The organism is Kordiimonas sp. SCSIO 12603, assembly GCF_024398035.1.
Lineage (GTDB): Bacteria > Pseudomonadota > Alphaproteobacteria > Sphingomonadales > Kordiimonadaceae > Kordiimonas.
The window spans coordinates 1,581,652-1,604,420 of sequence record NZ_CP073748.1; the positions used below are offsets into that span (position 1 = coordinate 1,581,652).

Sequence of the window (22,769 nt, forward strand, 5' to 3'; positions counted from 1 at the left end):
GAAGCCCACAAAACATAAGGAAAAATCACATGTTTGTGGTTCGACCCGTACGTTTAGACGATCTTGATGGGCTGATGGAACTCGCCCATAAAACAGGGACAGGTTTAACAACTTTACCAGCACACCGTCCCGCACTTCAGGAAAAAATAGAAGATTCAATTACCGCGTTTTCGTTGCCCGAGGGGAGCAGTGATAAACACGGCTATTTGCTGGTTTTGGAAGATACTGAAAAGGGTAAAATCGCAGGCACAAGCGCACTTATTGTGAATGTTGGCCTCGATAAACCTTTCTATAGCTACCGTATTCTGCATCAGGCGCAGCTTAGTAAAGAGCCGGAAATGCGTGTAGACACACAGCTTTTGCAGCTGTCGAATGACTTCACAGGCGCCACAGAGATGGCGACCTTGTTCCTTAACCCTGATTATCATCATGTTGGTAAGCTTGGTAAATTGCTTGCAAAAGCACGTTATATGCTTATCGCTTCGCATCCGAAACGGTTTGGTGAGCAAATTATCGCTGAAATCCGCGGTTGGGTGGATGAAAATGGTGAAAGCCCATTTTGGGAAGCAATTGGCCGCCATTTCTTTGGTATGGATTTCACAGTGGCAGATGAAATCAATGGTCGCGGCAACAGTCAGTTTATTTCTGACCTTATGCCAAAGCATCCAATTTATACGGCACTTTTGCCAAAAGAAGCACGTGATGTAATTGGGCGCCCGCACGATGGTGCAGCACCAGCCAAGCGCCTTCTCGAGAAAGAAGGTTTCCACTTCTCGGGTGCGGTTGATATTTTTGATGCTGGCCCTGAGATGGTTGTTCAGAAAAATGCTATCTGGACCGCGCGTAAAAGCGTGATGGGAGCTCTTGGCGGTTGTGTTGATGGTGAAAGCCATGATCCTGTGCACCTTGCCTGTAACCCTGATTTGGATAATTTCCGCGTGACATTGACGAATGTGGTCGAAGGTACAAGCGGCTTGTGGCTGCCGTCTGAAGCAGCTTCAGTGCTCGAACTGAAAGAAGGGGATGCAATGCGCTATGCCCCAGTTGACCCAATCAAACCAAAAGCCGGAGAATAATCGTGACACAATTTATTGGTGGTAACTGGCTTGATGGAAACGGCCAGGAATTCAGCTCGTTTGATCCTTCAAATAATGAAGTGATCTGGAGCGGTAAAGAAGCAACAGCTGATCAGGTTCAAGCCGCTGTGGATGCAGCTAAAGATGCGTTTGATGCTTGGGCGCTTACATCTCTAGAAGATCGTTTAGTGATCATCCGCAAGTATGGCGAACTGCTGAAAGAGCGCAAAACCGAGATGGCAGAACTTGTTGCAAAAGACGCTGGTAAAGCGCTTTGGGACGCAACAGGTGAAGCAACAGCGATGGCGAATAAAATTGAAATTTCGCTCAAGGCATTTGAAGAACGTACAGGTACACGAGAAGCGGTAAACGGTGCTATTCGTTCGCGCCTGACGCACCGCCCGCACGGCGTTATGGTGGTGTTTGGTCCGTATAACTTCCCTGGCCATTTGCCGAACGGTCACATAGTACCAGCGCTAATCGCCGGTAATACAATCGTTTTCAAACCAAGCGAGATCACACCAGCCGTTGCTGAGCTTATGGTGAAAACATGGGAAGAAGCAGGTTTGCCTAAAGGCGTGCTCAATCTTGTGCAAGGTGGCCGTGCTACAGGTGAAGCGCTTGTATCAGCAGAAGGCATTGATGGTCTCCTCTTCACAGGTAGTGCAAAAACGGGGCAGGCAATCTCCCGCGCACTTCTTGATCGCCCACATATCATTCAAGCACTTGAGCTTGGTGGGAATAATCCTCTGATCGTACATGAAGCGGAAGATACACAAGCTGCTGCGGTTATGACGATCCTTTCCGCCTTCGTAAGCTCGGGCCAGCGCTGTACATGTGCGCGCCGCCTTATCGTGCCTGTGGGCGCTGAAGGTGATGCATTCGTTGAAGCACTTGCCTCTGCGATGGATAAAATTGAAGTAGGCGCATGGGGCGACGATGAGCAGCCATTTATGGGACCTGTTGTTTCTGCGCACGCCGCTGATCTTGTTCTTAAGGCACAGGAAGGTTTGATTGCATCTGGTGCAACAGCCATCCGCGAAGTAAAGCAGATGGACCGTGGTGATGCTTATCTCACACCAGGTCTTGTTGACGTAACGAACGCTACCGATGTACCGGATGAAGAAGTATTTGGTCCAATGCTTCAGCTAAAACGTGTTGCGGATTTTGAAGCTGCTGTGAAAGAAGCAAATAATACCAAATATGGTCTTGCTTCCGGCCTGATTTCAGATAATCGCGATCTGTATGAAAGTTTCTACCCACGTGCTCGCGCTGGTATTGTAAACTGGAACCAGCAACTTACAGGTGCAGCTTCTACAGCACCATTTGGTGGTATCGGCTGGTCAGGCAATCACCGCCCAAGTGCTTACTATGCGGCGGATTACTGTTCATTTGCAGTAGCAAGCATGGAAAATGCTGAAGGTAAGGTTGAAGTAGCTGCGATGCCGCAAGGCCTTAAACTTGGTGGAGATGCATAATGGCAAACTGGCAAGAAGTTAACTTTGACGGCCTTGTGGGTGCTACGCACAATTATGCAGGCCTATCCTACGGTAACGTAGCATCTGCAAAGCACAAGGGCATGGTAGCCAACCCGCGTGAGGGTGCACTGCAGGGCCTTGATAAAATGCAGCACTTGCGTGATTTGGGTATGACACAGGGTATCCTGCCTCCGCATGATCGCCCTCATATTTCAACGCTTCGTAACTTGGGCTTTACTGGGACCGATGCTGAAATTCTGGTGAATGCCTACCGTGCGAACCCGGCGCTTGTGGCGAACCTGTCATCTTCAAGCACGATGTGGACAGCGAATGCGGCCACTGTAACGCCAGCGCCTGATGCAGCGGATGGCAGAACGCATTTCACACCAGCGAACCTTGCAGCTATGTATCACCGTTCAATCGAAGCGCCAACAACAGGCCGTATCCTCGCGGCTATGTTCCCTGAAGGGGAGCGTTTTGCGCACCATGCGCCAATCCCGGGTGGTGTGCATATGGGCGATGAAGGTGCAGCCAACCACAACCGTTTCTGTGCAGATTATGGTGAAGCGGGTGTTTCCCTGTTTGTTTATGGCCGTGGTGCTTTTGAAAAAGCGGATGATCTTACCTACCCGGGCCGGCAAACACTTGAAAGCTGCCATTCTATTTTTGCACAGCACGGTGTGAACCCGCATAAAATGCTGCTTGTTCGTCAGAACCCGGCAGCGATTAACGCAGGTGCGTTCCATAACGATGTGGTTTCTGTGTGTAACAAGAATGTTTTCTTCTATCATGAAGAAGCATTTGAAGACCCAGCATTCCTGTGTGAGCAAATCCAGAAAGCCATGGGCGACGTGGAAATGCAGTTTGTGAAAGTGCCAGCTGCCAAGGTTCCAATGGCAGATGCGGTTTCATCCTATCTGTTTAACAGCCAGCTTATCAGCACACCGGGCCGCGATGGTATGACCCTTATCCTTCCAACAGAGGTGGAGGAAACGGCTTCTACGAAAGCATATGTGGATGAGCTTGTGGCAAGCGGTGGGCCGATCTCTAACGCTGATTATATGGATGTGCGCCAAAGCATGCGTAATGGTGGTGGCCCTGCGTGTCTTCGCCTTCGTGTAGCGCTTTCAGATGATGATATCGCTGCGATGGGTTCAAACAGCATTATTACGGATGATCTCTTGGGTAGCCTGCGTACATGGGTGAAGAAGCATTACCGTGATCGTGTGATGCCGGAAGATCTGGGTGATGTAAGCCTGATGGAAGAAAACTTCGCAGCGCTTGATGAGCTTACCCAAATTCTGAAAATTGGCAGTGTATATGATTTCCAGCGTGCTTAAGCGCTAGACCAATACTTAATGAAAGGCCAGCCTGCGGGTTGGCCTTTTTTATTGGGGTGTGTTAGGTCTCAGGCCAGATAATTTGATCCAGTGGCATATAATCTGAACGAATGACCCGAGATTGTGGGATAATGGTAAGTGCTGGGTCCTCTATAGGTTTTCCGTCAATATGTGTGGAGCAAATGGAAAGCAAATAAGTTACTTCATCATTATAATCAGCCATCGGTAGGTGAAGGCTGGACAGCGTGGCTTTCCTGCCATTGATATCGCTGATTTGCCTTTCAATGAAGCCAATGGCAGGTGTTTTTACAAGGCGCTCATAGTAATCGATTTCGTAGAGCTGCTTTTCTTTATCTCGATAGGCCAGAATATTATGGCCGCTTATGTCCTGCTTTAGGTTTCTGGTGATGTTAGCACCGCACCGGGCGATAATAATGGTATCAGTATCAATGTATGCGAGCAGGGCTGTGTTGGCCTCGTGCTCAGAAGGAAGTGCTTCAAAATTGATGTCGCTGCGATGAGGACAGATATGGGGAGACTGAAGAGCGGCGTTCTTCCACACGGCAAATATATACCGTGTCGTTTTAGAGAAGAAAAATTGCTCCATATTGAACACCCAACTTACTCATAAGTAATCACTACAGACATCTTACAGATAGTGAATTAAAATCTAAAGACGAAAAGTGAATATTTACTAAACAGAGTTGTACAATTAAATGGCAGCGCGAGTGATATAGTATGTTTCTTCTTCTGGAATGCCGGCACCAATATCTGAATAAGAAATACTTAGGTTGTTTGCTGCTGTAATGCCTACACTTCGGTAATCGGTAAAATGCTTTGGGATAGGGGATGCTTGGGTCATACCAAGATAATAGCGCACATTGCCTTCTTCATCTGTTAGCGGCAGGTGAACTGTACAGGCTAGGAACACAGTACCGTTTTTACCCCTTAAAGGACGCTCCGTAGAACCCGCGCAAGGAAGCTCTCTAAGGTTTTTATAATAATGTGAATAAGCCATCACATGTTCGGGCGGCAGCAGGTCAAAAAGGTTTTTGCCCGTCATTTTTTCATGCAGGTAGCCCTGAATACCTGTGCCGATAACACGTATCATAATTTCTCTGGGGCCTAGATGTTCGAATAACACTACCTGATTAAGATGTTTTCCAAGTGAGGTGGGCGAAAATGCAGATTTTTTAGGGCATAGTGCACCAGCTTCCCGCGGCAATGATAACCACGTGTCTATCAGCCGTTCAGTGGCAGCTGAAGATCTAAAACCGGATAATATTTTATTCATGCCCACTCAAAACGCTCAAAACATATGCCCATTCAGGTGATTCTCAGATTTTCAGCCGAAAATCTGCCAAATGAATGACTGTAAATTGTTATCTGCACTATTAGGTGGCGATTTCCTTTCCCCCACAGAAAGTTCGCCCGTATGCAATAATCCAAACCAAAGATTAATCAAGTGAATTAATAAGACCGACCTGTCTAAAACGCCTTATTATCCGATCATTACAGCGTAATATCAGAGGCTTGCGGGTAGGTTTATGATCACGAAAATGCCAAGCAGACGTGACTGGACTGAAAAGCGCTGATCTTTATCTTATGTGATAAGGAGAGAGTGCACATGTTTATTAAAAAATCAAAAAGCTGGATGCTGAAAGAAAATAGCGTAACCAGTGAAAGTCTTTACCTGAACCGCCGGAAGTTTATCACTGGCGCGGCTGCTACAGCGGGCATAGCGGGCCTGGCTTCTGTAGGTGCTGGTGCGTTCACGGCAGACGAAAAGCGTGTTCTTAAAGAACTGAAGTACCGCCAGACAGATTTTACTGCGGGTGATGCACTCACGCCAGAGCAAGCGGTAACACAGTATAACAATTATTATGAATTTGGTGTTGGTAAAGGTGATCCTGCCCGGAATGCTTGGCGCTTGCAGCCACAGCCGTGGTCTGTGGAAGTGAACGGTCTTGTAGACAAACCAGCTACATACGCGTTTGAAGACCTTGTAGACATGAACCAGCTTGAAGAGCGGATTTACCGCCTTCGCTGTGTTGAAGCATGGTCTATGGTTATTCCGTGGATTGGTGTGCCTCTCAGAAAAATCCTTGAAAAGGTTGGTGTTCAAAACGGTGCCAAGTATGTAGCGTTCCAAACACTGGCAGACAGAGAGCAAATGCCCGGCCTTAGAAGCCGTGTGCTAGATTGGCCTTATGTTGAAGGTCTGCGCATTGATGAAGCGATGAATGATTTGGCCTTTATTGCAGTTGGCCTGTTCGGGAAGGAAATCCCGAACCAGAATGGCGCGCCGCTTCGCCTCGTGGTGCCTTGGAAATATGGCTATAAATCCATTAAATCAATTGTGCGCATCACGCTTACGGATAAAGAACCACCAACCAGCTGGAATATTTCGGCGCCGCAGGAATATGGTTTTTATTCCAATGTGAACCCTGAAGTTAGCCACCCACGCTGGAGCCAGGCACGTGAACGCCGCATTGGTGAATTTGGTCGCCGGAAAACACTGAAGTTTAACGGCTATGGCGAACAGGTTGCACATCTGTATGATGGTATGGATTTGAGAAAATTCTACTAGGCTGCTGATGAAGATCACGAATAAACAATTGCGCATGGTGGGCAAACCAATTGTGTTTGCCCTTATGCTTATCCCAGCTGTATGGCTCTCATGGAACTGGTATCAGGCGTTTCAGTATTTGCCCAATGATCTGGGATTTAATCCGCAGGAAACATCAAACCGTTTTACGGGTGATTGGGCCATGCGGATTCTGTTGATCTCGTTGGCGCTAACACCGTTTTCAAAACTTATAAAATCTCCTAAGCCGGTATTGTTCCGGCGCATGATAGGGCTGTTCGCCTTCTTTTACGTATGCCTGCATATCATTAGCTATGTATGGCTTGATATGCTCTTTGATTGGGCTGAGCTTTGGCAGGATGTGCTAAAACGGCTTTACATCACCGTGGGTTTGGGGGCGTTTCTGCTTCTTATTCCGCTTGCGGTAACCAGCACGCAGGGCTGGGTCAAGCGTATGGGCGCGAAGAGTTGGCAGCGGCTTCACAAAGTGGTTTACGCCGTAGGTGTACTAGTGATTATTCACTTCGCGATGATGCGAAAAGGCTTTCAGATAGAGCCGCTTATCTACGGCGGTATTTTAGGCCTGTTGTTCGTTCTTAGAATAAAGGCGGTGCAACAAGTGTTCCGCCGAAGAAAAGCAATATAAGTTTTCAGAAATAGAAACCCTGCCTTATACATTGAAGAAGCAAGCTTGGAGGCAGGGGAAGTTATGTCGACTGTTTATACATTTACCAAACGTTTTATTTTCGTTGTTCTGATTATTCTGGTGCTCATTGCCGCTTTTGAATTTCTTATTTCAAGAGAGAGTGTTTCCGATAATCTTGAAACGCCGAAACTGAGTGAAACGCAGGACACATTCAAAATTGTTACCTTTAATGTGGGGCTGCTTGATCTGCGCTACTTTGGCGTAACTGTTTTTAAACCAGCAGATTTTGTGGAAGAAAGGTTTGTTAAACTGGCGCCTGCCTTAAAAGCGCTTGATGCGGATATCGTCGCTTTGCAAGAAGTTTATGAAACGGATCATATCACCAAATTGCTGGCCGATGTTCAGGATGTATATCCATACTCCTTTTATAAAGAATCTGCGGTATTTCGACTGAATAATGGGCTGGTGCTGCTTTCCAAATTCCCGCTAAGGAAAACGGGACTTTATCCCATAGCGGCGGGCCCAATCGACGAAACTGTATTTGGCAGCAAGGCTGCTATGTCTGTCGTCGTGAAGCTGGATGAAGAAAGAGAACTAAGCCTTATCAATATTCATCCGACAAGCGGTGGCACGCTGGATGTGCAAGATTCTGCTGCAATTATGGAGGACCGCCGGCTTCAACTAGAGCAGGCGCACCAGTTGGATGTGCAAAATAATATAAAATACAGCATGATTTTAGGGGATTATAACACGAGCCCGAAAATCGCATCGGCTAACTACGAGTATTTGAAACAATATGGATATGTGGATGCGTATGCCCGTTACTGCGATGAGCATAATTGCAGCCTTTCAATGACATGGGACCCGGATAACCCGTTAAATATTGGTAGTACGCACGCAGATTCTTTAACTCAGCGAATTGACCATATTTTCTTGTCGTCAAACCTTACTAAAGCCAGCGAGGTGCGGAAAGCTGAAGTGATTTTCAGTGATCCTGTTGTGGAAATTGAAGGTAAGGGCGTAGTTCCAATATCGGATCATTACGGTGTTGCTATTGAACTATATCTTCCGACCAAGAAATAATAGCAAAAGGAGAGGCTTGCCTCTCCTTCGTAGGATCAGTTGACTAGATATTAAGCTCAAGATTGATGTGGCGGCCGCCGCAGATTTTTTCAATACGGTCGCTGGCTTCATCAAGTTCTTCACCCAGTTTCTTAAGCTCGCTAAGTGTCAGGCCGTTTTTCACAACAAAATCCCAAAGACCGCTGATCTCGCCGTTCATGGCGAACACAACGATGTTGATCAGCTTGTCATATTCTTTTTTTGGGAGTTCTGATTTAAGGCTTTTCACAACGCACTGGCATTCTTCCACCGTTGCGTCTTTATCTTCTACACAGCCTTCGTAGATTTTCTTTTCAGCTTCCTTTGGGGTGATTTTGTCACCAGCTGATACAGGGCCTGAAAAGGCAAGCATAAAGGCAGCGGCAGCACCAAATAGTGCATGTTTCATGTGGTTTCTCCTCGCAAGTCACATATGTAAAATGCGCCGTCTGCTATCATTTTACGCAGCAGTTATTTAGGGCGCCTTAAGATCATATAGTTAGAGATTGCGGTCATTTTAAGGGTGCCGTCCTGATTAAATGTTTTGTAGGCCGCTTTAATAAGCCCGATATTGGGGCGGGATTTGCTTTCCCTGGCACTTAAAACCTCTGTTTCAACAGAGAGTGTTTCACCTGGGAAAACAGGTTCAAGCCAACGAATTTCATCTAAACCCGGAGAGCCCATGCTAGCGGCACCTGTGGCTTTCACATGGTCAACGAGCATACGCATCATCATCGCACCTGTATGCCAGCCGCTGGCGCACAGTTTGCCAAATACGGAATGTTTGGCGGCTTCATCATCCAGATGAAAAGGTTGCGGGTCGTACTTGGAAGCAAACTCAAGTATTTCCTCGCGGGTTACTTCATACGAGCCAAATTTTTGAACATCACCAACTGCAATATCTTCAAAGAAAACTTTATACATAAATATATCCCTCTGTTCCTGATGAAGGTGGAGTGTATGGGTTTAAAGTCAAGCAGGCTTGCATGCACTCCAGGGAGCCGTTAGGACAAAAGGGTAAAGGAGAATGCATTGATTAAGTCATGGATAGGATTACTGGTTTTTGCGGGGCTTGCCTATGTGTTGGACGGTGTGTTCAAAGCATATGGTTCACCTGTTCCTGCGCCTATCGTTCTTATGGCTTTACTCGCTATCTTCTATACGGCATTTGGGTTGCCGAGTTTTCTCGCCAAATCAGCAGAACAGCTTTTCAGGGTATTCCCTTTGTTATTTATCCCTGCACTTGTCGGGGTGGTGGTTCTGCTTGAAACGGTGGCAGATAATATCTGGGTGTTACTTTTCGCGGTTACACTCAGCAGCCTTCTGGGGCTTGTTGTAGCGGGGCGCATTTATTTGATTTTTGCGAAAACCAAAGGAACAGTAGATGACTGAATTTTTTTGGTTTTTAAGTGTGTGCGGGCTATACGGTTTAGCGGATATCCTCTACCGCAGATCAGGGCGAAAACATTTCCTTCATCCGGTGATGCTGCCTACGATACTGCTGGTGTCTGTGTTGCATTTTACCAGCCTTGAATATGCAGTATTTGAGCGCGCTACCTATGTGTTTGATGTACTTTTGATGGCAGCTGTTGCGGCGCTTTCTGTGCCGCTTTACAGAAATTTTTCGGCTATTCGCCGTAACCCGGTTGCTATCCTTTCCGCACTTGTTGGTGGTTCTGTTGCAGGCAGTGGCAGTGCGGTTGTAGTTGCCTTGTGGGCAAAGGCATCACCTGATGTGGTTACGAGCCTTTACGTAAAGTCTATCACAACTCCTATGGCTGTTGCGGTGGTTGAGCCCCTTGGCGGTATTCCCGCCATCAGTGCAGTGGTGGTAATCCTTACAGGATTGATTGTCGCCCTTATCGGCCCGAGTGTTTTGAGGATGGTTGGTGTTGATCATCAGGTGGCACAAGGCATCGCTATGGGTACAGCAGGCCATGCGCTCGGTATGGCGGAAAGTATTAGGCATAGTGATCTGATGGGCGCTGCTGCTGCGTTTGCCATGGCAACAAATGGCCTTCTTACAGCCCTTCTTCTACCTCTGCTCCTTGGTTAGCTTACAGGAATGTGAAACCTGTGATGTTTGACATTTTATAGCGTTGCGACCACACTCCCGAAAACCATAAAGGTAGGGGAGGTTTCATGAAAAAGTTTCTAAAGGGCGCGCTTGCTGCAAGCACCATTCTGGCAGGTAGTGTGGGCGCGTTGGCAGCTGATATCACTATCATTCATGCAGGTGAATTGCTGGCAAAGCCGGGTGAAGCGCCAAAGAAAAATCAAACAGTTGTTGTTGAAGGTGGCCGCGTTAAAGAAGTGCGATCAGGTTTTGCAAACGCTTCGGATTTTGGCGAAGGCACGAAGGTCGTTGATCTGAAGGATAGCTTTGTAATGCCTGGCCTTATGGATATGCATGTGCATATTCAGATGGAACTTGGCCCAAATAACGACAGTGAAAAGCTGCGCCTGTCAAAGGCTGATGTAGGCATGCAGAGTGTGGGTTTTGCCCGTAAAACGCTTATGGCTGGCTTCACATCAGTGCGTGATCTGGGTAATGAGTTCACTCATCTCTATGCGCTACGTGATGCAACAGCGAAAGGCTGGGTGCACGGACCGCGTATTATCGGCGGCCGTATGATTGCTGCAACAGGTGGTCACGGCGATATCGACGGCATGCGTCATGATCTGCTTGAGAAATACACATCCAACACTATTTGTGACGGTGCGGATGACTGCATGAAAGCGGTGCGTAAGGCCGTAAAATATGGCGCGGATGTTATCAAGATCACTGCAACAGGTGGTGTGCTGTCTGATACCAATACTGGCACAGCCCAACAAATGACCGACGATGAAATGAAGGTTATTATGGATACGGCCCACGGCCTTGGCCGTAAGGTAGCTGCACACGCACACGCGGCGGGTGGTATTAACGCCGCTCTGCGGGCTGGTGTGGATAGTATTGAGCATGGCACCTATGCCGATGACGAATCTATTCGCCTGTTCAAGGAAAACGGCGCTTACATGGTGCCAACACTTCTAGCAGGTGAAACTGTGGTGCGTATGGCCAAGTCTGGCGCAATTAAATCACCTGACATTCGCGCGAAAGCACTTCGTGTTGGTGCTGATCTTATTGAGAATTTTGCGAAGGTTTCAAAAGCTGGCGTGAAGATCGCTTACGGTACCGATAGCGGCGTTTCCCGCCACGGTACAAATGCAGAAGAAGCGGTGTTGATGCACCAGGCTGGTATGAAGCCGATGGATATTCTTGTAACAGCTACTGTGAACGCTGCGGATCTCGCGAATATGTCTGATAGCTTAGGTACACTTGAGGCTGGAAAATATGCAGATATTATCGCAACAGATGGCAGCCCACTTAAGGATATTAAAGAGCTGCTCGATGTAGATTTCGTGATGAAAGATGGCAAGGTTTATAAAAATAAATAAACCGCATTTTAGCGCTGAATATAAGGGCCTGTTGACGAAAGTTAGCAGGCTTTTTCTTTTGTCCCCTTGTAAATTCTCTATAAGGATCAATGTATTAAACTAGGTATGTTGGCTTAACATCTCTAACGGGGGCTTATAATGATAAAACAAATTAGTACGGCAGCAATCTTGGCGGCGGCAGCATTTCAACCAGTTTTTGCAGAGGAAAATGTTGGCGCAACGCTAACAGTTGAGGAGCGTATTTATGGCGCGTCTAACTTTTGGAAAGAAGTAACCTATAATTTCGCCCATTGGCAGGCTGTGCCTGATCTTGATTGGGATAAAGCATATCAGGAAGCACTTCCCAGAATTATCAATGCGAAATCAGATTTTGAATATTTCATGGAGCTTAAAAAGCTCTGTGCGCAACTGAAAGATGGGCATACGAACATATATTTTCCTGATGGTATGGTTGACGCTAATCGGGACCGTTTCCCATTACAGCTTCGTTCCATTAACAGTAGAGCAATCGTTGAAAATATAGCTCGTGAGTATGCAGAACAAATCCCGCGCGGCAGTGAAGTTTTGGCAGTTGACGGCAAACCAGTTAAGCAAATGATGGAAGAAGATATATATCCTTATATCTCCACGTCAGCACCGCATATGTACCCTATCATTGCAATTGGTAGCTATCACAGGCTTGGGGTAGGCGTGCTGACGGGGCCAAATGATAGTGTGGGCACATTGCTTATTGAAACCCCCACGGGTGAACAAAAGACAATAGAACTGCCGCGTAACCGCAATGATGGTGATGTTGACTGGGCTGTCTCTAACGAGACGCCAGAAACCGTTGAATTTAAATGGCTTGATGATGGTAAAGCATATATCGCGCTTAACAGCTTTAGCAGAGAAGAGGTGGTGACGGGTTTCAAAGAAAATCTACCAGAACTTTATAAAGCGGATAGCATTGTTGTGGATTTGCGAAGAAATGGTGGTGGTAGTGGTTCTTATGCCGCAGAGATATTGAAAAGCTTCACAGATAAGCCTTTTTATCCTTCTGCATGGAAGACACCTATCCATAAGGGCGCCCATAAAGCATGGGGTAAATATGCGGATATGGCTGAAAGTCTGGAAAAGTACCGTGAATATTATGAAGGCCATCCTATGGAAGTGCGTGAACCAGAGCCTTTCATACCAGAGGCTGGGGATAAGCTCAAAGTACCAACAGTGTTCCTTATCGGCCCCTCAACTGCGTCTGCTGCAGAAGATATACTGATTATGGCGGATGATATCGGGCATATCACCATGATGGGGGAACCAACATATGGTTCAACCGGGCAACCATTGATGATGGACCTGCCTGGCGGTGGCCGGGCCCGCGTATCGGCGAAACGAGATTATTACCGCGATGGTAAAGAGTTTATCGGCGTTGGGGTTTTGCCGGATATTGAAGTGAAACGCACGGTTGAAGGCGTCCGTAATGGTACAGATGAAGTGTTGGCGGAAGCCATTCAGTTTCTCGGTACGCGCAAATAAACTCATGAGTTTAAGGTGACAATTCAAAATATTAAAAGGGAGCCAATATGTGTTGGCTCCCGCCTAATTTGGAGCGTTTTAGTTACCTTTTGTAAAGCAGTTCTCGCTATACCTAGCCTCATATTAGTGTAACGTGAGTTCTGAAGTTTGATTTATAAGTTGGTGTTAAAAGATGCTCGGGCCTTGTTGGGGGCGGCCGCAATGTCCATTGTGGGTGCGCTTCTTTCGTCCATGTTCTTTGTACATTTCAACGATGACTTTGGTCTTGCCCGCGCTCGCTGGTGGTGGGAAATCATGATGAACCTACAAGCGTTGTCCTGTGCTTTTGTATGGTTTTGTTATGTTGACCGATTGCGTGACCTTGATGGTAATCCAAGGCCCGTTATGAAGGTACGTATGTGGGCGGCACTGTTGCTTACGCTCACGCCTGCATGGGTTACGCTTTATGCAGCCTACCGTAATTGGTTTGTAGAGCGGCCTGAAATGCATGATCTCAATCCTATCTTTGTTCTAGTGATTGTTTCATGGATTGTGTCCATTCTTATCCCTCGGGCTATGTATCTGGCCGGGGACAAAACCGAACCTTTTAGTGTCTGGAAACTCATTAAACCTACGAGAACTTTCTGGAGGTTTTTAGCGGTAATCATTGTTGTATTGGTGGGTGCTTTACAGCTTTTTAGCTTGAAAATTGCTTATATGATTTCACCGTTTTTGTTGTTTTTTATCACGTCTATAGGATATTTTCAGGCCGGGATTGGTATAGAAGCGGCAGAAAATAAAAATAACGGCCTTTAATATTCACTCTCTGGTTCCCTAAAAGTTCAACAGGCTCTATACTGGTGTGGTTCAATCACCAAGGACCAACCAATGGGTATTAAACGCCATTCTGATCGTGGTTTACTGGGTGCCTTCGGCCTGCTGCTTACCGGAGTGATTGTTTCTTATCTGGTATTTCAATATTTTGATTTTGATGGCGAGGCTGCGCCCACCACACTGCGGTCCAGATTACAGTGGGAACTTATCCTGAATTTACAGATATTAAGTTTGGCCTGCGTCTGGTTTTTTTTCGTGGATTACCTCGAGGGTTTCAAAGGGTTCCGGCGACAAGCCATGAAACTCAGGATATATCTGGGGTACATAATGGTTTTAATGCCCCTGTGGATTGTGCTAACAGCTGTGGCAAATAACTGGTTTGTGGTTAGGGCAACCCAAACTGAAATTCATATACTCATTGTTGTGGTTATCTTCGTTCGTCTGGGTTTTGGCTTGGCGATCCGCTACTATAATGTGCTGGCTGAAAAGGCGAACGAACCTGCAGATAAACCCGTAGAGTTCAAAGATAATTATTTTGATTATGTGCTGTACCTTGGTGGTTCAGCCTTCCTTGTTTGGTGCGTGTATGTGGATGGTTACTGGCATTATGTCGTGCTTCCATTCCTGTTTTACCTGAAGGCTTCTGTGGCTTATGTAAGGCTTGGGCGCGCCATTGTTAAAAAGAAAGAAGCTTAGGCAATAGAAACTCGGTTTCTACCTGTATCTTTCGCGCGGTATAAAGCAGTATCTGCTTCTTGAAGTAAATCTCTCAACCTCGGTTCTGTCCCGCCTTCCCAAATCTTTAACCCGAATGAAGCGGTAAGGTTGATAGAGGTTCCATACACATTGATGGGCGTTTTCTCTATTTTCTTGCGGAGGCGCTGTGCGATTGCTTCCGCTCGTGTCGCACTGATTTTGGGTAGGAAAATAGCAAATTCTTCGCCGCCAACACGGCCCACAATATCCTGAGATCTAAGGGCGGATGAAATACGCTTACTGAAAGCTATCAGGGTTTCATCCCCAGTGGCGTGGCCGTATGTGTCATTAATATCCTTGAAGAAATCAATATCAGCCACAAGTACAGCAAAGGTTTCATCTTTTTCCACAGACTGGCGTAGGACAGGCTTTACGGTATCGGAAAAACCACGCCTGTTGAGAAGCTGTGTGAGAACGTCACGCTCTGCAAGGGTTTTAAGTTTGTCTTGCGTGTCTTGCCATTCACTTACGTCTGCGGCGCATAGCATTATGGCGTCATCCGCCATGCGGCGGGCAATTAGGTCTACAACCCTGTCGACACGTGTTTTAACCCCCTTAACGGCGAGCTCTTGTTCATCGGAATTCACAATGGAGGTAACAAGTTCCTGCATTACTTTTGGCACATAGTCATTCTGTCTCGGGCTGGCCTGAAACAAAAGTCGCATTGTGCTATTCACTGTTTTTGGAACACCAACATCTGAGAAAATGGCGATACCAAGAGGGATGAATTCAAGAATACTGTCCAGTGATATTTCCAGATGTCTGAGGGAGGAGAGCAGGCTTTCGTTTGCTCTTACAGCCAGTGTGGCATCATAAATTGTACTGAGGACCGCGGGTTCACCATCTTCCCAAATGACGCGCTCGTCAGAAACATCTAGCCAGATTTCATCACCATCTGTTGTATAATTACTTACTCTGTTGCGTTCGGGCTGTTCTTCACCGTTTTGAATTTTACGCCAGCGTTCGGCAATCTGCCTTTGGCGGCGCTTAGGGATGTGGGTACCAAGATCGCCGGCAGAAATAAAAGAGGCACAATCATCATATTTGAGAAGGTGGGCAATTCGGTCGTTCGCATAGAGGATATCAAAGCCTCGGTGGACTGTGATACCCACCAAAGATCCATCGAAAACCTCACGTAGCGAGGTGGATGAAATTTTTCTCTCAGCTGCCATTTGTCACCAACCCCCGGAATTTACTGAATGGTAGCATGTCAAAGATTAAGAAACTTTAACCAAATTTTACCTATGTAGTAAATATCTTTTTATATCAGATATTTAGATGGTTATTGTTTATATGGTTAATTTTTTCTGGGCTTGTGCAGATAAACCATCGTATGATTATGCCTCGAGAGGGGTAAGTGTATGCAGACGGTTTTTGAATCAGCTGATTATGCGGAAGTAATGGTTAAACGCAGTGTGCTTGAAGCTGCAGGTATGCATGTGTTGATGAGTGATTTCCACAGCGCTGGTGCTATTCCCCATGTTACGAACGACACTGGCTACCGCCTTCAGGTGGTTGAAGAGGATGTAAAGCAAGCGCTGATGCTCTTGCACCCTGAAATAGACCCGGAAGATTTGGTGCCAGCTTCTGAAGCGAAGCCTGCTCCAATGAAACAAGAGCGTGGGCTTATACAGGCACTTATGCCCTTTATTCTTGTTAAGGGCGGTATTTTGATGGCGGTTGCCATCTACTTCCTCTTTATATTTTAGACAAAAAAAGCGAGGCAAATTGCCCCGCTCTTTGTGTTCTTGATTGTTCGTTTCTTTAGTTGGCGAAACGGAAGTGGAGCACATCACCATCCACTACAATATATTCTTTACCTTCTAGGCGCATCTTGCCTGCGTCTTTAGCGCCTTGTTCGCCGCCGTTACCTACGAAATCATCATAAGCTGTTGTTTCCGCGCGGATAAAGCCAGTTTCGAAGTCTGTGTGGATCACACCAGCGGCCTGTGGTGCTTTAGTGCCTGTTGTAATGGTCCAGGCGCGGGCTTCCTTCGGGCCAACAGTGAAGTAAGTGATAAGCTCAAGAAGGTCATAGCCTGCGCGGATAACGCGCGCGAGGCCAGTTTGCCCAAGGCCCAGAGTTTCAAGGAACTCTGTTTTTTCTTCTTCTTCATCAAGCTGAGCGATTTCTGCTTCCACTGCTGCTGAAATAACAACACAGCCTGAACCTTGTTTCGCAGCCATTTCTTCAACGGCTTTGGAGAATTCATTACCTGTTGCAGCGCTTTCTTCATCAACATTACAGATGTAAAGGATCGGCTTTGATGTAAGAAGCTGCATGCCTGCAAGTGTTTTGATATCTTCTTCGTCAGTAAGCTCCAGCGTACGAGCAGGTTTGCCCTCCTTCAGGAGCGGGATGATTTTATCAATCATCGCCATAACGGCGATTGCTTCTTTATCACCACCACGTACCTTACGGCCAAGGCCGTGTACGCGGCCCTCAAGGCTTTCAAGATCAGCCAGCATAAGCTCCATTTCGATGGTTTCAGCATCTGATACCGGATCAACCCGGCCATCAACGTGGGTGATGTCATCATCTTCAAAGCAGCGAAGTACGTGGCAGATAGCATCCGTTTCGCGGATGTTGGCAAGGAATTGGTTGCCAAGACCTTCACCTTTGGATGCACCGCGCACAAGGCCCGCGATATCAACAAAGGAAAGCTGTGTTGGAATAATTTCTTTTGAACCTGCAAGCTTTGCTAGCTCGAACAGGCGTGTATCTGGTACAGGAACCTGCCCAACATTGGGTTCAATGGTACAGAAAGGATAGTTAGCAGCCGCCGCACTCGCAGTGTTTGTAAGCGCGTTAAAGAGTGTTGATTTACCTACGTTTGGCAGGCCAACAATACCACACTTGAAACCCATTATTTGTCTCCGCTCTTGAGGGCGCGTAAAGCGTCTGCCATAGGCCCATCGCTTGAATTCTGTTTAAGTGCCGGGCGCGCACTGATGGTGCGGGCCACTGGCTTTTTATTCGTTGTTTCTTCTGCTGTTTTTTCAGCAGGCTTTTTATTACCTGTAGAAGGGCGAGGCGGTGCCATTGTGCGCGCTACTTCGCTCATGAACCTGGGATTATCACCTTTAGCAAGCTGATCGCATTCCGATGCAATGGCGTCCAGAAGCTTATCCAGCGTTGGTTGCTCGGCCTTTGCGAAATCACCAAGCACATGGCCGTGTACACGGGCTTTATCGCCCGGATGGCCAATGCCAATACGGATACGGGTGAAATCCGCCCCGATATGGGAAGTGATTGACCGAATACCGTTATGGCCAGCAGCACCACCGCCGATTTTTACTTTGGTTTTGGCAAATGCCAGATCAAGTTCATCATAAAATACGACCACATCCTTCGGCGCCAGTTTATAGAAGCGCATAGCTTCGCCCACACTGCGGCCACTTTCGTTCATATAGGTTTGTGGTTTGATGATGATGATTTTTTCGCCAGCGATTGTGCCTTCATGAGTGAGGGCTTGCCAGCGTTTCTTTTCAGGTAAAAAATTATGGCGGCGGACAATTTCGTCCACCGCCATAAATCCAACATTGTGCCGGTTGTTTTCATACTTGCTGCCTGGGTTGCCTAATCCGACAAATAGCAGCATGGAAAATCCTCCGGCCTTAGAGCAGAAGCTCTAATTATTCTTCTGTTGCAGCAGCTTCTTCGCCAGCGTCAGCATCTGCAGCAGCGTTCTCAGCAGACTTCAGGCCTGATGGAGCAACGATTGCACAGATTACAAAATCACGGTCAGTGATTGTTGGTGTAACGCCTTTTGGAAGAGTTACGTTAGAAATCTTAACTGCTTCACCAAGATCAAGGTCAGCAACAGATGCTTCGATGAACTCAGGAATAGAATCAGCAGGAACGTTAAGTTCGATTTCGTGACGAGTGTGGTTGATAACGCCGCCGCGCTTCAGACCAGCAGACTCTTCTTCACCAGTAACTTTTACAGGCACAGACATAACAACCGTTGCACCTTTACCAAGGCGTAGGAAGTCAATGTGTAGTGGTGCATCAGATACAGGGTGTAGCTGTAGATCACGTGGAAGAACTGTAGCTTTCTTCTTGCCGTCTACTTTAATTTCATATGTGTGAGACATGAAACCGCCACGGTTTAGAAGACGGACGATTTCGTTCCGTGCAATCTGAATTGATTCTGGTTCTTTGCTATCGCCGTAAATTACAGCAGGTACAAAACCGGCACGACGTGCTGCACGGGAGGCTCCCTTACCAATCCGATCACGCGCTTCCGCTTCGATGGTGATGACTTTAGCCATTCACTTTCTCCAAACTTTAATACTGGTATTCAGACCATCCGAATACCGACCGTCGCTTCCTCCAAGGATGTAAGGACGGATTCCCCATAACAGGCATAGCTGAATGAGTCGGCGCGATGTACCGCGAATCCCTTCGAAATGCAAGAAATAAAGCAGTGTTGCGGGTATATTTATGACGCTATCCAGTGATTGTGATTAGGATTTCAAAAATAGGGATGTCACTGTTCAGTATCTATTCATATAAACTATGGATGATAGTTCATAGATATATGAAAAATGAAGATTTAGGAGCCAGCAAATGAAGAATATCTCCGCTCATGCAAAAGCTGCAATTGGCGCAGTGTTTATAATGGCTGCGGCTATGCCGGTACAAGCCGATGTTAAAGTGAGTTATTCTGACACGCTTGAGAAATACCACAGTGCCTTGGACCGTGTGGAATTAGGACGTGAAGAGACTTTTCGTAAATTTCGCACAGATCGAGGTAGAGGCGCTTCAATTCGACCGCGGGATTATATTAATAAAAGTCGGTTTTCTGGCACTGAGTGGGGTAATGAACGCGCGATCCCTGAAATAGAGAATTTCAGTGTAGATAACTTAATTGTTGCTATGTTCGAGCGTGGAATACATGCAGCAAAACCTGACTTTGATGGTGATATTCTTGTGCATGTTGATCACTTACGCGTGCGCAACCATTCTGTGTCCATTCTTAGTTCTTTCAATACCTTTATGGAGGGTACAGTAACTTTGTTGGATGCTGATGGTAAGGTTGTAGCAAAAGAAAAAGTCAAAGCTTATCCAACTCGTAATTTTACAGTTTCTCGAAGTTATAAAGGGTCTGAGTATGCCTACCGTACTGGATCGCTTAACACTCGGGTAGGGCCGATTTTCGCTAATTTTTCAGAGGCAGCACTGGAAAAACTGTTTCCTGAATATGATGCTCCGGGTTTTATCCTGGTTGAGGATTGATCAAGCCATAATATTTGTAAGCGTGGATATAGTGAGGGGCTCAATTGAGCCCCTCTTTTTGCTCTGAAGCTTTTTATTCTTCGGGGGACTCTTCAAAGTCTTCTTCTGCCTCTTCCGCTTCCTGTTCCTGCTCCTCTTCCTCTTCCGCTTCTTCTTCCAAAGGTTCTTCGTCTTTGGGCTCAAACTCGTCTAGTAAGTCAGAAATTACGCTATAATCTGTCTCGCTGTTTAATATTGATTGGTTTTTGCCAGCTGTGATTTGCGCGACAATGGTTTGCATGCTTTCCAACAAATTGTCTGTTTTTTCCAGTTGATTATTTGCTGTAACTCGGCGACGAGCTTCATAATATAGTTCCGGGAATTCTAGTATTACCGTGGCCAGAATGATTTCATTTTCCAAGGTGCTATGGGTTGGAAGGTGGTAGTTGAACCTAACGAGGCTAAAGAAACGTTTGAATTGGCGAGGATTACTCTTAAGGATTGGAACTACCATCTCAATAATTCTAAGTTCGCTAACGTCTGCTAAAGTGAGATTGCTGGCTTCTTCCAATTCAATATCTTGCATTTCATCAGCTTTTTGCTGTTTTTGAGCCGCCATTTTTGCCGTGTTTTTGGTATCCTCACCGTTAATGTCAATTGAGGCTCCACCGCCAACGCTATCGAGTTTTTGATCAGTGGCAGTATTAATGTTTGGTGAGGATGAAATTGGTGTTTGGCCCACTGGAGTTGTACCTGAATGCTCGCCGATCGATAGGTGGCTAAGATAATTCCTGATAGTTTCTGGATTAGATGAAGGTACATGAACGACGAATTGAACAATCTTTTCCAAAAAGCGACGGCCATAAGGCTGTTGGTCTTTGAGAAGTGGATTTTCTGAAAGCTTTTTGGCGGTTTTTTCGTATGCTACCTCAAGTGCATTTGCGACCATCTCTTTATGCATGCCCAGCACAAACAGACATTCCCGGGATTGGGCACCAAAGAACACATTTAGGGCTTCTACAACTTCATGAACAGCCTTAGGGGAACAGCGATCAAGATCATCGATAAAAACAGCAAGAAAGGTGTTTTCAGTTTTTAAGAGCTCGACAATGCGATTAAAGTCTTCCTCAATTTCCTCATCCGGTCCAGCAAGTTGCTCATAATCTGGCTGTTGAAACAGGTTTTCAAATTTCAGGCTTTTTGTAGCTTTGCCGAAATAGGAAACTACTGCCCAGATGGGAAACATGATGGTGTAACCATTATAGCCTGATTTGAGCCATTCTGGGCCCGTTGTTATCAGCTTTGCGTCATAGAGGAATATCGCAGTGCCTATGATCGCAGCAGGCCATATAAGCAAATTGCTTCTGAATATGTTGAAAAAGAGTGTTTTTAAGTACTCAAGGCGATTGAAACGCTTTAGATGCAAATCTAACAGAAAACGTATACCCCGCTTTTCAATCAATTGATCAATGACCTTTTTCATGATCGCAGCTTTTAAGCGAGTGCCATGGCCGTGGCGCCATGCATTGATTTGAATGGTGATGAAGGCTACTTCATGTTTCTTATCATGGGGAGGTAAGATGATTTCTTTGATTTTTTGGGTTTGCTCTATGCCCCAATCGAGGAAGATTAAATATAGAGACGCGAAACCTGTGATAATTCCTATATCCCAATATATAGAAAAATATTCTTGGAACAGAAAAGCGTATAGAGCAATTATGATCAACAGTGGATAAAGCGAAGCCGTTGCATGGTATAAAAGTTCTAGCCCCGGTTTGATTTCTCGCCACCAACTAAATTTACCAGTTTTTTTAGGTGCACTAGCTGTTGGCGATATTTCTTTTTCAAGCATCATCATGAATGATGATTTTCCGCTACCCCACGGCCCATCTACAGCGATCGTTAATGGTAGATTTGTATCTTTATGGGTGAGAAAGGCCTTGAGTGCACGAGCAAGAGGTCGAAAATTTAGCCGGTCCTCTGACGTGGCGTGATCACAGGAAACATGTTCTGCAAGAGTTAGGGGCTCTTCGGGAGACAATGGAGGTGGATTGTTACCTGTTTTGGTTTCCTTATGGGGTTTGCTTTTTATTGTTGTGATCCCGTCATGACGCTCCAAGACTGAGAAGTCTGCGTTTAATGATTTACTTGCATAATCGTGTAAGCGTTTCTGAAAGTTCAGAATATTCTTTTGAGAGGTATCCTTTCGGGTGTGAATGCGAAATGTAATGTGTATGTCGTCAGGAAAATTCTCATTGAGCGGGGCAATAATAGCATTTACAATGCGGATGTAATTTCCAATTTGTACAGGGCGTCCATCTGGAGACCGATTGTTTGAATTTAGATCAGGCCAACAATAATAATCATCTATTGTAATGTGTGTATCTGCAATAGTTTGGTAACGCTCCGCTATGACTTCATAGATTGCAGAGATAAGTGGAGTGGTTTCTACATCGTTTAATAACAAGAGATGTTTTTTATCGTCATATATATATTTGTCATATGGCGAGGGAGATAGTCCCTGTAATTTCCGAGCCGAATAATCTATGCCCCTAACGAGATTGGTTTTAGGTGGTAGGGCTAAGGCATGTTTGAAGTTGCATTTGGCTATAGTGAGGAAGTTGTTTGTGACAGGTAATTCGTCGTCAACTATAGCAAACGCCACATACGTTTCATTCTTGAAGTTTTTTGAAAGTGTCTTTGACTGCATTCTCGTCCCCCCACTGTGAAAATGAAGAAGCAAGGTAACACTTTTAAAGTGTTTTTTACAGGTTGTTCATACTCCTGCTGGCCCA

23 protein-coding genes are annotated in these 22,769 nt (G+C 46.1%); 14 read left to right on the forward strand and 9 right to left on the reverse strand.

Annotated elements, in window-relative coordinates; translation table 11 throughout:
• The first annotated feature begins 29 nt into the window (after window positions 1-29).
• Genes KFE96_RS07175 through astB form a run of 3 tightly spaced genes read left to right on the forward strand, consistent with a single transcriptional unit; the run spans window position 30 to window position 3,894 of the window.
• Window positions 30-1,076 (forward strand): arginine N-succinyltransferase, encoded by a 1,047-nt coding sequence (locus KFE96_RS07175; protein WP_255835305.1) that lies wholly within the window; start codon window positions 30-32, stop codon window positions 1,074-1,076.
• Window positions 1,076-2,554, forward strand: coding sequence for a succinylglutamate-semialdehyde dehydrogenase (gene astD / locus KFE96_RS07180; RefSeq protein WP_370650569.1), 1,479 nt, complete (start codon window positions 1,076-1,078; stop codon window positions 2,552-2,554). Before KFE96_RS07175 ends, astD begins: the two co-directional genes overlap by 1 nt.
• A complete protein-coding gene (gene astB, locus KFE96_RS07185) occupies window positions 2,554-3,894 on the forward strand; it encodes an N-succinylarginine dihydrolase (protein WP_255835307.1) in 1,341 nt (446 codons plus the stop codon). The genes astD and astB overlap by 1 nt, the downstream gene beginning before the upstream one ends.
• A 61-nt stretch (window positions 3,895-3,955) precedes the next feature.
• On the opposite strand, the gene KFE96_RS07190 is transcribed toward astB, so the two are convergent.
• Both KFE96_RS07190 and KFE96_RS07195 read right to left on the reverse strand, forming a co-directional pair.
• Window positions 3,956-4,501 (reverse strand): hypothetical protein, encoded by a 546-nt coding sequence (locus tag KFE96_RS07190; RefSeq protein WP_255835308.1) that lies wholly within the window; start codon window positions 4,499-4,501, stop codon window positions 3,956-3,958.
• 105 nt (window positions 4,502-4,606) lie between these two features.
• Window positions 4,607-5,188, reverse strand: a complete 582-nt coding sequence (locus KFE96_RS07195; protein ID WP_255835309.1) for a PAS domain-containing protein — start codon at window positions 5,186-5,188, stop codon at window positions 4,607-4,609.
• 333 nt (window positions 5,189-5,521) lie between these two features.
• On the opposite strand from KFE96_RS07195, the gene msrP reads away from it, so the two are divergent.
• The 3 genes from msrP to KFE96_RS07210 all read left to right on the forward strand — a co-directional run bounded on the left by msrP (window position 5,522) and on the right by KFE96_RS07210 (window position 8,210).
• Window positions 5,522-6,484, forward strand: a complete 963-nt coding sequence (gene msrP / locus KFE96_RS07200) for a protein-methionine-sulfoxide reductase catalytic subunit MsrP (RefSeq protein ID WP_247014859.1) — start codon at window positions 5,522-5,524, stop codon at window positions 6,482-6,484.
• A gap of 7 nt (window positions 6,485-6,491) precedes the next feature.
• Entirely contained in the window at window positions 6,492-7,127 is a 636-nt protein-coding gene (locus KFE96_RS07205) for a sulfite oxidase heme-binding subunit YedZ (RefSeq protein WP_255835311.1), read from the forward strand.
• Window positions 7,128-7,190: 63 nt separating this feature from the next.
• The gene (locus KFE96_RS07210) at window positions 7,191-8,210 is read left to right on the forward strand and encodes an endonuclease/exonuclease/phosphatase family protein (RefSeq protein WP_255835312.1); all 1,020 of its coding nucleotides are present in this window, start codon (window positions 7,191-7,193) and stop codon (window positions 8,208-8,210) included.
• Between the two features lie 43 nt (window positions 8,211-8,253).
• Here KFE96_RS07210 and KFE96_RS07215 read toward each other — a convergent pair whose 3' ends face one another.
• Together KFE96_RS07215 and KFE96_RS07220 are read right to left on the reverse strand one after the other, a co-directional pair.
• Window positions 8,254-8,637 carry a hypothetical protein gene (locus KFE96_RS07215; protein ID WP_255835313.1) on the reverse strand — a complete coding sequence of 128 codons (384 nt, stop codon included), beginning with the start codon at window positions 8,635-8,637 and terminating at the stop codon, window positions 8,254-8,256.
• Between the two features lie 62 nt (window positions 8,638-8,699).
• On the reverse strand, window positions 8,700-9,152 hold the full coding sequence (locus tag KFE96_RS07220; RefSeq protein WP_255835314.1) for a MaoC family dehydratase: 453 nt from the start codon (window positions 9,150-9,152) through the stop codon (window positions 8,700-8,702).
• A 108-nt stretch (window positions 9,153-9,260) separates the two neighbouring features.
• On the opposite strand from KFE96_RS07220, the gene KFE96_RS07225 reads away from it, so the two are divergent.
• From KFE96_RS07225 to KFE96_RS07250, 6 genes are all read left to right on the forward strand, one after another.
• The gene (locus KFE96_RS07225) at window positions 9,261-9,620 is read left to right on the forward strand and encodes a CidA/LrgA family protein (RefSeq protein WP_255835315.1); all 360 of its coding nucleotides are present in this window, start codon (window positions 9,261-9,263) and stop codon (window positions 9,618-9,620) included.
• Window positions 9,613-10,284: an LrgB family protein gene (locus KFE96_RS07230; protein WP_255835316.1), complete on the forward strand. Its 672-nt coding sequence runs from the start codon at window positions 9,613-9,615 to the stop codon at window positions 10,282-10,284. Before KFE96_RS07225 ends, KFE96_RS07230 begins: the two co-directional genes overlap by 8 nt.
• 86 nt (window positions 10,285-10,370) lie before the next feature.
• Entirely contained in the window at window positions 10,371-11,669 is a 1,299-nt protein-coding gene (locus KFE96_RS07235; protein WP_247014845.1) for an amidohydrolase family protein, read from the forward strand.
• A 138-nt stretch (window positions 11,670-11,807) separates the two neighbouring features.
• Complete coding sequence (locus KFE96_RS07240) at window positions 11,808-13,184, forward strand: S41 family peptidase (RefSeq protein WP_255835317.1); 1,377 nt, start codon at window positions 11,808-11,810, stop codon at window positions 13,182-13,184.
• 201 nt (window positions 13,185-13,385) lie between these two features.
• Window positions 13,386-13,979, forward strand: a complete 594-nt coding sequence (locus KFE96_RS07245; protein ID WP_255835318.1) for a hypothetical protein — start codon at window positions 13,386-13,388, stop codon at window positions 13,977-13,979.
• Between the two features lie 72 nt (window positions 13,980-14,051).
• Window positions 14,052-14,693, forward strand: coding sequence for a hypothetical protein (locus tag KFE96_RS07250; RefSeq protein WP_255835319.1), 642 nt, complete (start codon window positions 14,052-14,054; stop codon window positions 14,691-14,693).
• Here KFE96_RS07250 and KFE96_RS07255 read toward each other — a convergent pair.
• On the reverse strand, window positions 14,690-15,925 hold the full coding sequence (locus KFE96_RS07255; protein WP_255835320.1) for a diguanylate cyclase: 1,236 nt from the start codon (window positions 15,923-15,925) through the stop codon (window positions 14,690-14,692). The two genes, KFE96_RS07250 and KFE96_RS07255, sit on opposite strands and share 4 nt — an antisense overlap.
• Before the next feature lie 189 nt (window positions 15,926-16,114).
• On the opposite strand from KFE96_RS07255, the gene KFE96_RS07260 reads away from it, so the two are divergent.
• On the forward strand, window positions 16,115-16,462 hold the full coding sequence (locus KFE96_RS07260; RefSeq protein ID WP_255835321.1) for a hypothetical protein: 348 nt from the start codon (window positions 16,115-16,117) through the stop codon (window positions 16,460-16,462).
• Window positions 16,463-16,517: 55 nt separating this feature from the next.
• On the opposite strand, the gene ychF is transcribed toward KFE96_RS07260, so the two are convergent.
• Genes ychF through KFE96_RS07275 form a run of 3 tightly spaced genes read right to left on the reverse strand, consistent with a single transcriptional unit; the run spans window position 16,518 to window position 19,028 of the window.
• Entirely contained in the window at window positions 16,518-17,621 is a 1,104-nt protein-coding gene (ychF, locus tag KFE96_RS07265) for a redox-regulated ATPase YchF (protein ID WP_255835322.1), read from the reverse strand.
• A complete protein-coding gene (gene pth / locus KFE96_RS07270; RefSeq protein WP_255835323.1) occupies window positions 17,621-18,355 on the reverse strand; it encodes an aminoacyl-tRNA hydrolase in 735 nt (244 codons plus the stop codon). The genes ychF and pth overlap by 1 nt, the downstream gene beginning before the upstream one ends.
• 34 nt (window positions 18,356-18,389) lie before the next feature.
• Window positions 18,390-19,028 carry a 50S ribosomal protein L25/general stress protein Ctc gene (locus KFE96_RS07275; RefSeq protein ID WP_255835324.1) on the reverse strand — a complete coding sequence of 213 codons (639 nt, stop codon included), beginning with the start codon at window positions 19,026-19,028 and terminating at the stop codon, window positions 18,390-18,392.
• A 298-nt stretch (window positions 19,029-19,326) separates the two neighbouring features.
• On the opposite strand from KFE96_RS07275, the gene KFE96_RS07280 reads away from it, so the two are divergent.
• Window positions 19,327-19,995 carry a hypothetical protein gene (locus tag KFE96_RS07280; RefSeq protein ID WP_255835325.1) on the forward strand — a complete coding sequence of 223 codons (669 nt, stop codon included), beginning with the start codon at window positions 19,327-19,329 and terminating at the stop codon, window positions 19,993-19,995.
• Window positions 19,996-20,068: 73 nt separating this feature from the next.
• On the opposite strand, the gene KFE96_RS07285 is transcribed toward KFE96_RS07280, so the two are convergent.
• Window positions 20,069-22,684 (reverse strand): P-loop NTPase fold protein, encoded by a 2,616-nt coding sequence (locus tag KFE96_RS07285; protein ID WP_255835326.1) that lies wholly within the window; start codon window positions 22,682-22,684, stop codon window positions 20,069-20,071.
• Window positions 22,685-22,769: the final 85 nt, after the last annotated feature.

Bases quoted from the DNA above. Each gene is read 5' to 3' on its own strand.
- KFE96_RS07175 (WP_255835305.1), top strand. From the start codon at position 30: ATGTTTGTGGTTCGACCCGTACGTTTAGACGATCTTGATGGGCTGATG.
- astB (WP_255835307.1), top strand. From the start codon at position 2,554: ATGGCAAACTGGCAAGAAGTTAACTTTGACGGCCTTGTGGGTGCTACG.
- KFE96_RS07190 (WP_255835308.1), bottom strand. From the start codon at position 4,501: ATGGAGCAATTTTTCTTCTCTAAAACGACACGGTATATATTTGCCGTG.
- KFE96_RS07195 (WP_255835309.1), bottom strand. From the start codon at position 5,188: ATGAATAAAATATTATCCGGTTTTAGATCTTCAGCTGCCACTGAACGG.
- msrP (WP_247014859.1), top strand. From the start codon at position 5,522: ATGTTTATTAAAAAATCAAAAAGCTGGATGCTGAAAGAAAATAGCGTA.
- KFE96_RS07205 (WP_255835311.1), top strand. From the start codon at position 6,492: ATGAAGATCACGAATAAACAATTGCGCATGGTGGGCAAACCAATTGTG.
- KFE96_RS07210 (WP_255835312.1), top strand. From the start codon at position 7,191: ATGTCGACTGTTTATACATTTACCAAACGTTTTATTTTCGTTGTTCTG.
- KFE96_RS07215 (WP_255835313.1), bottom strand. From the start codon at position 8,637: ATGAAACATGCACTATTTGGTGCTGCCGCTGCCTTTATGCTTGCCTTT.
- KFE96_RS07220 (WP_255835314.1), bottom strand. From the start codon at position 9,152: ATGTATAAAGTTTTCTTTGAAGATATTGCAGTTGGTGATGTTCAAAAA.
- KFE96_RS07230 (WP_255835316.1), top strand. From the start codon at position 9,613: ATGACTGAATTTTTTTGGTTTTTAAGTGTGTGCGGGCTATACGGTTTA.
- KFE96_RS07235 (WP_247014845.1), top strand. From the start codon at position 10,371: ATGAAAAAGTTTCTAAAGGGCGCGCTTGCTGCAAGCACCATTCTGGCA.
- KFE96_RS07240 (WP_255835317.1), top strand. From the start codon at position 11,808: ATGATAAAACAAATTAGTACGGCAGCAATCTTGGCGGCGGCAGCATTT.
- KFE96_RS07245 (WP_255835318.1), top strand. From the start codon at position 13,386: ATGTCCATTGTGGGTGCGCTTCTTTCGTCCATGTTCTTTGTACATTTC.
- KFE96_RS07250 (WP_255835319.1), top strand. From the start codon at position 14,052: ATGGGTATTAAACGCCATTCTGATCGTGGTTTACTGGGTGCCTTCGGC.
- KFE96_RS07255 (WP_255835320.1), bottom strand. From the start codon at position 15,925: ATGGCAGCTGAGAGAAAAATTTCATCCACCTCGCTACGTGAGGTTTTC.
- KFE96_RS07260 (WP_255835321.1), top strand. From the start codon at position 16,115: ATGCAGACGGTTTTTGAATCAGCTGATTATGCGGAAGTAATGGTTAAA.
- ychF (WP_255835322.1), bottom strand. From the start codon at position 17,621: ATGGGTTTCAAGTGTGGTATTGTTGGCCTGCCAAACGTAGGTAAATCA.
- pth (WP_255835323.1), bottom strand. From the start codon at position 18,355: ATGCTGCTATTTGTCGGATTAGGCAACCCAGGCAGCAAGTATGAAAAC.
- KFE96_RS07275 (WP_255835324.1), bottom strand. From the start codon at position 19,028: ATGGCTAAAGTCATCACCATCGAAGCGGAAGCGCGTGATCGGATTGGT.
- KFE96_RS07280 (WP_255835325.1), top strand. From the start codon at position 19,327: ATGAAGAATATCTCCGCTCATGCAAAAGCTGCAATTGGCGCAGTGTTT.
- KFE96_RS07285 (WP_255835326.1), bottom strand. From the start codon at position 22,684: ATGCAGTCAAAGACACTTTCAAAAAACTTCAAGAATGAAACGTATGTG.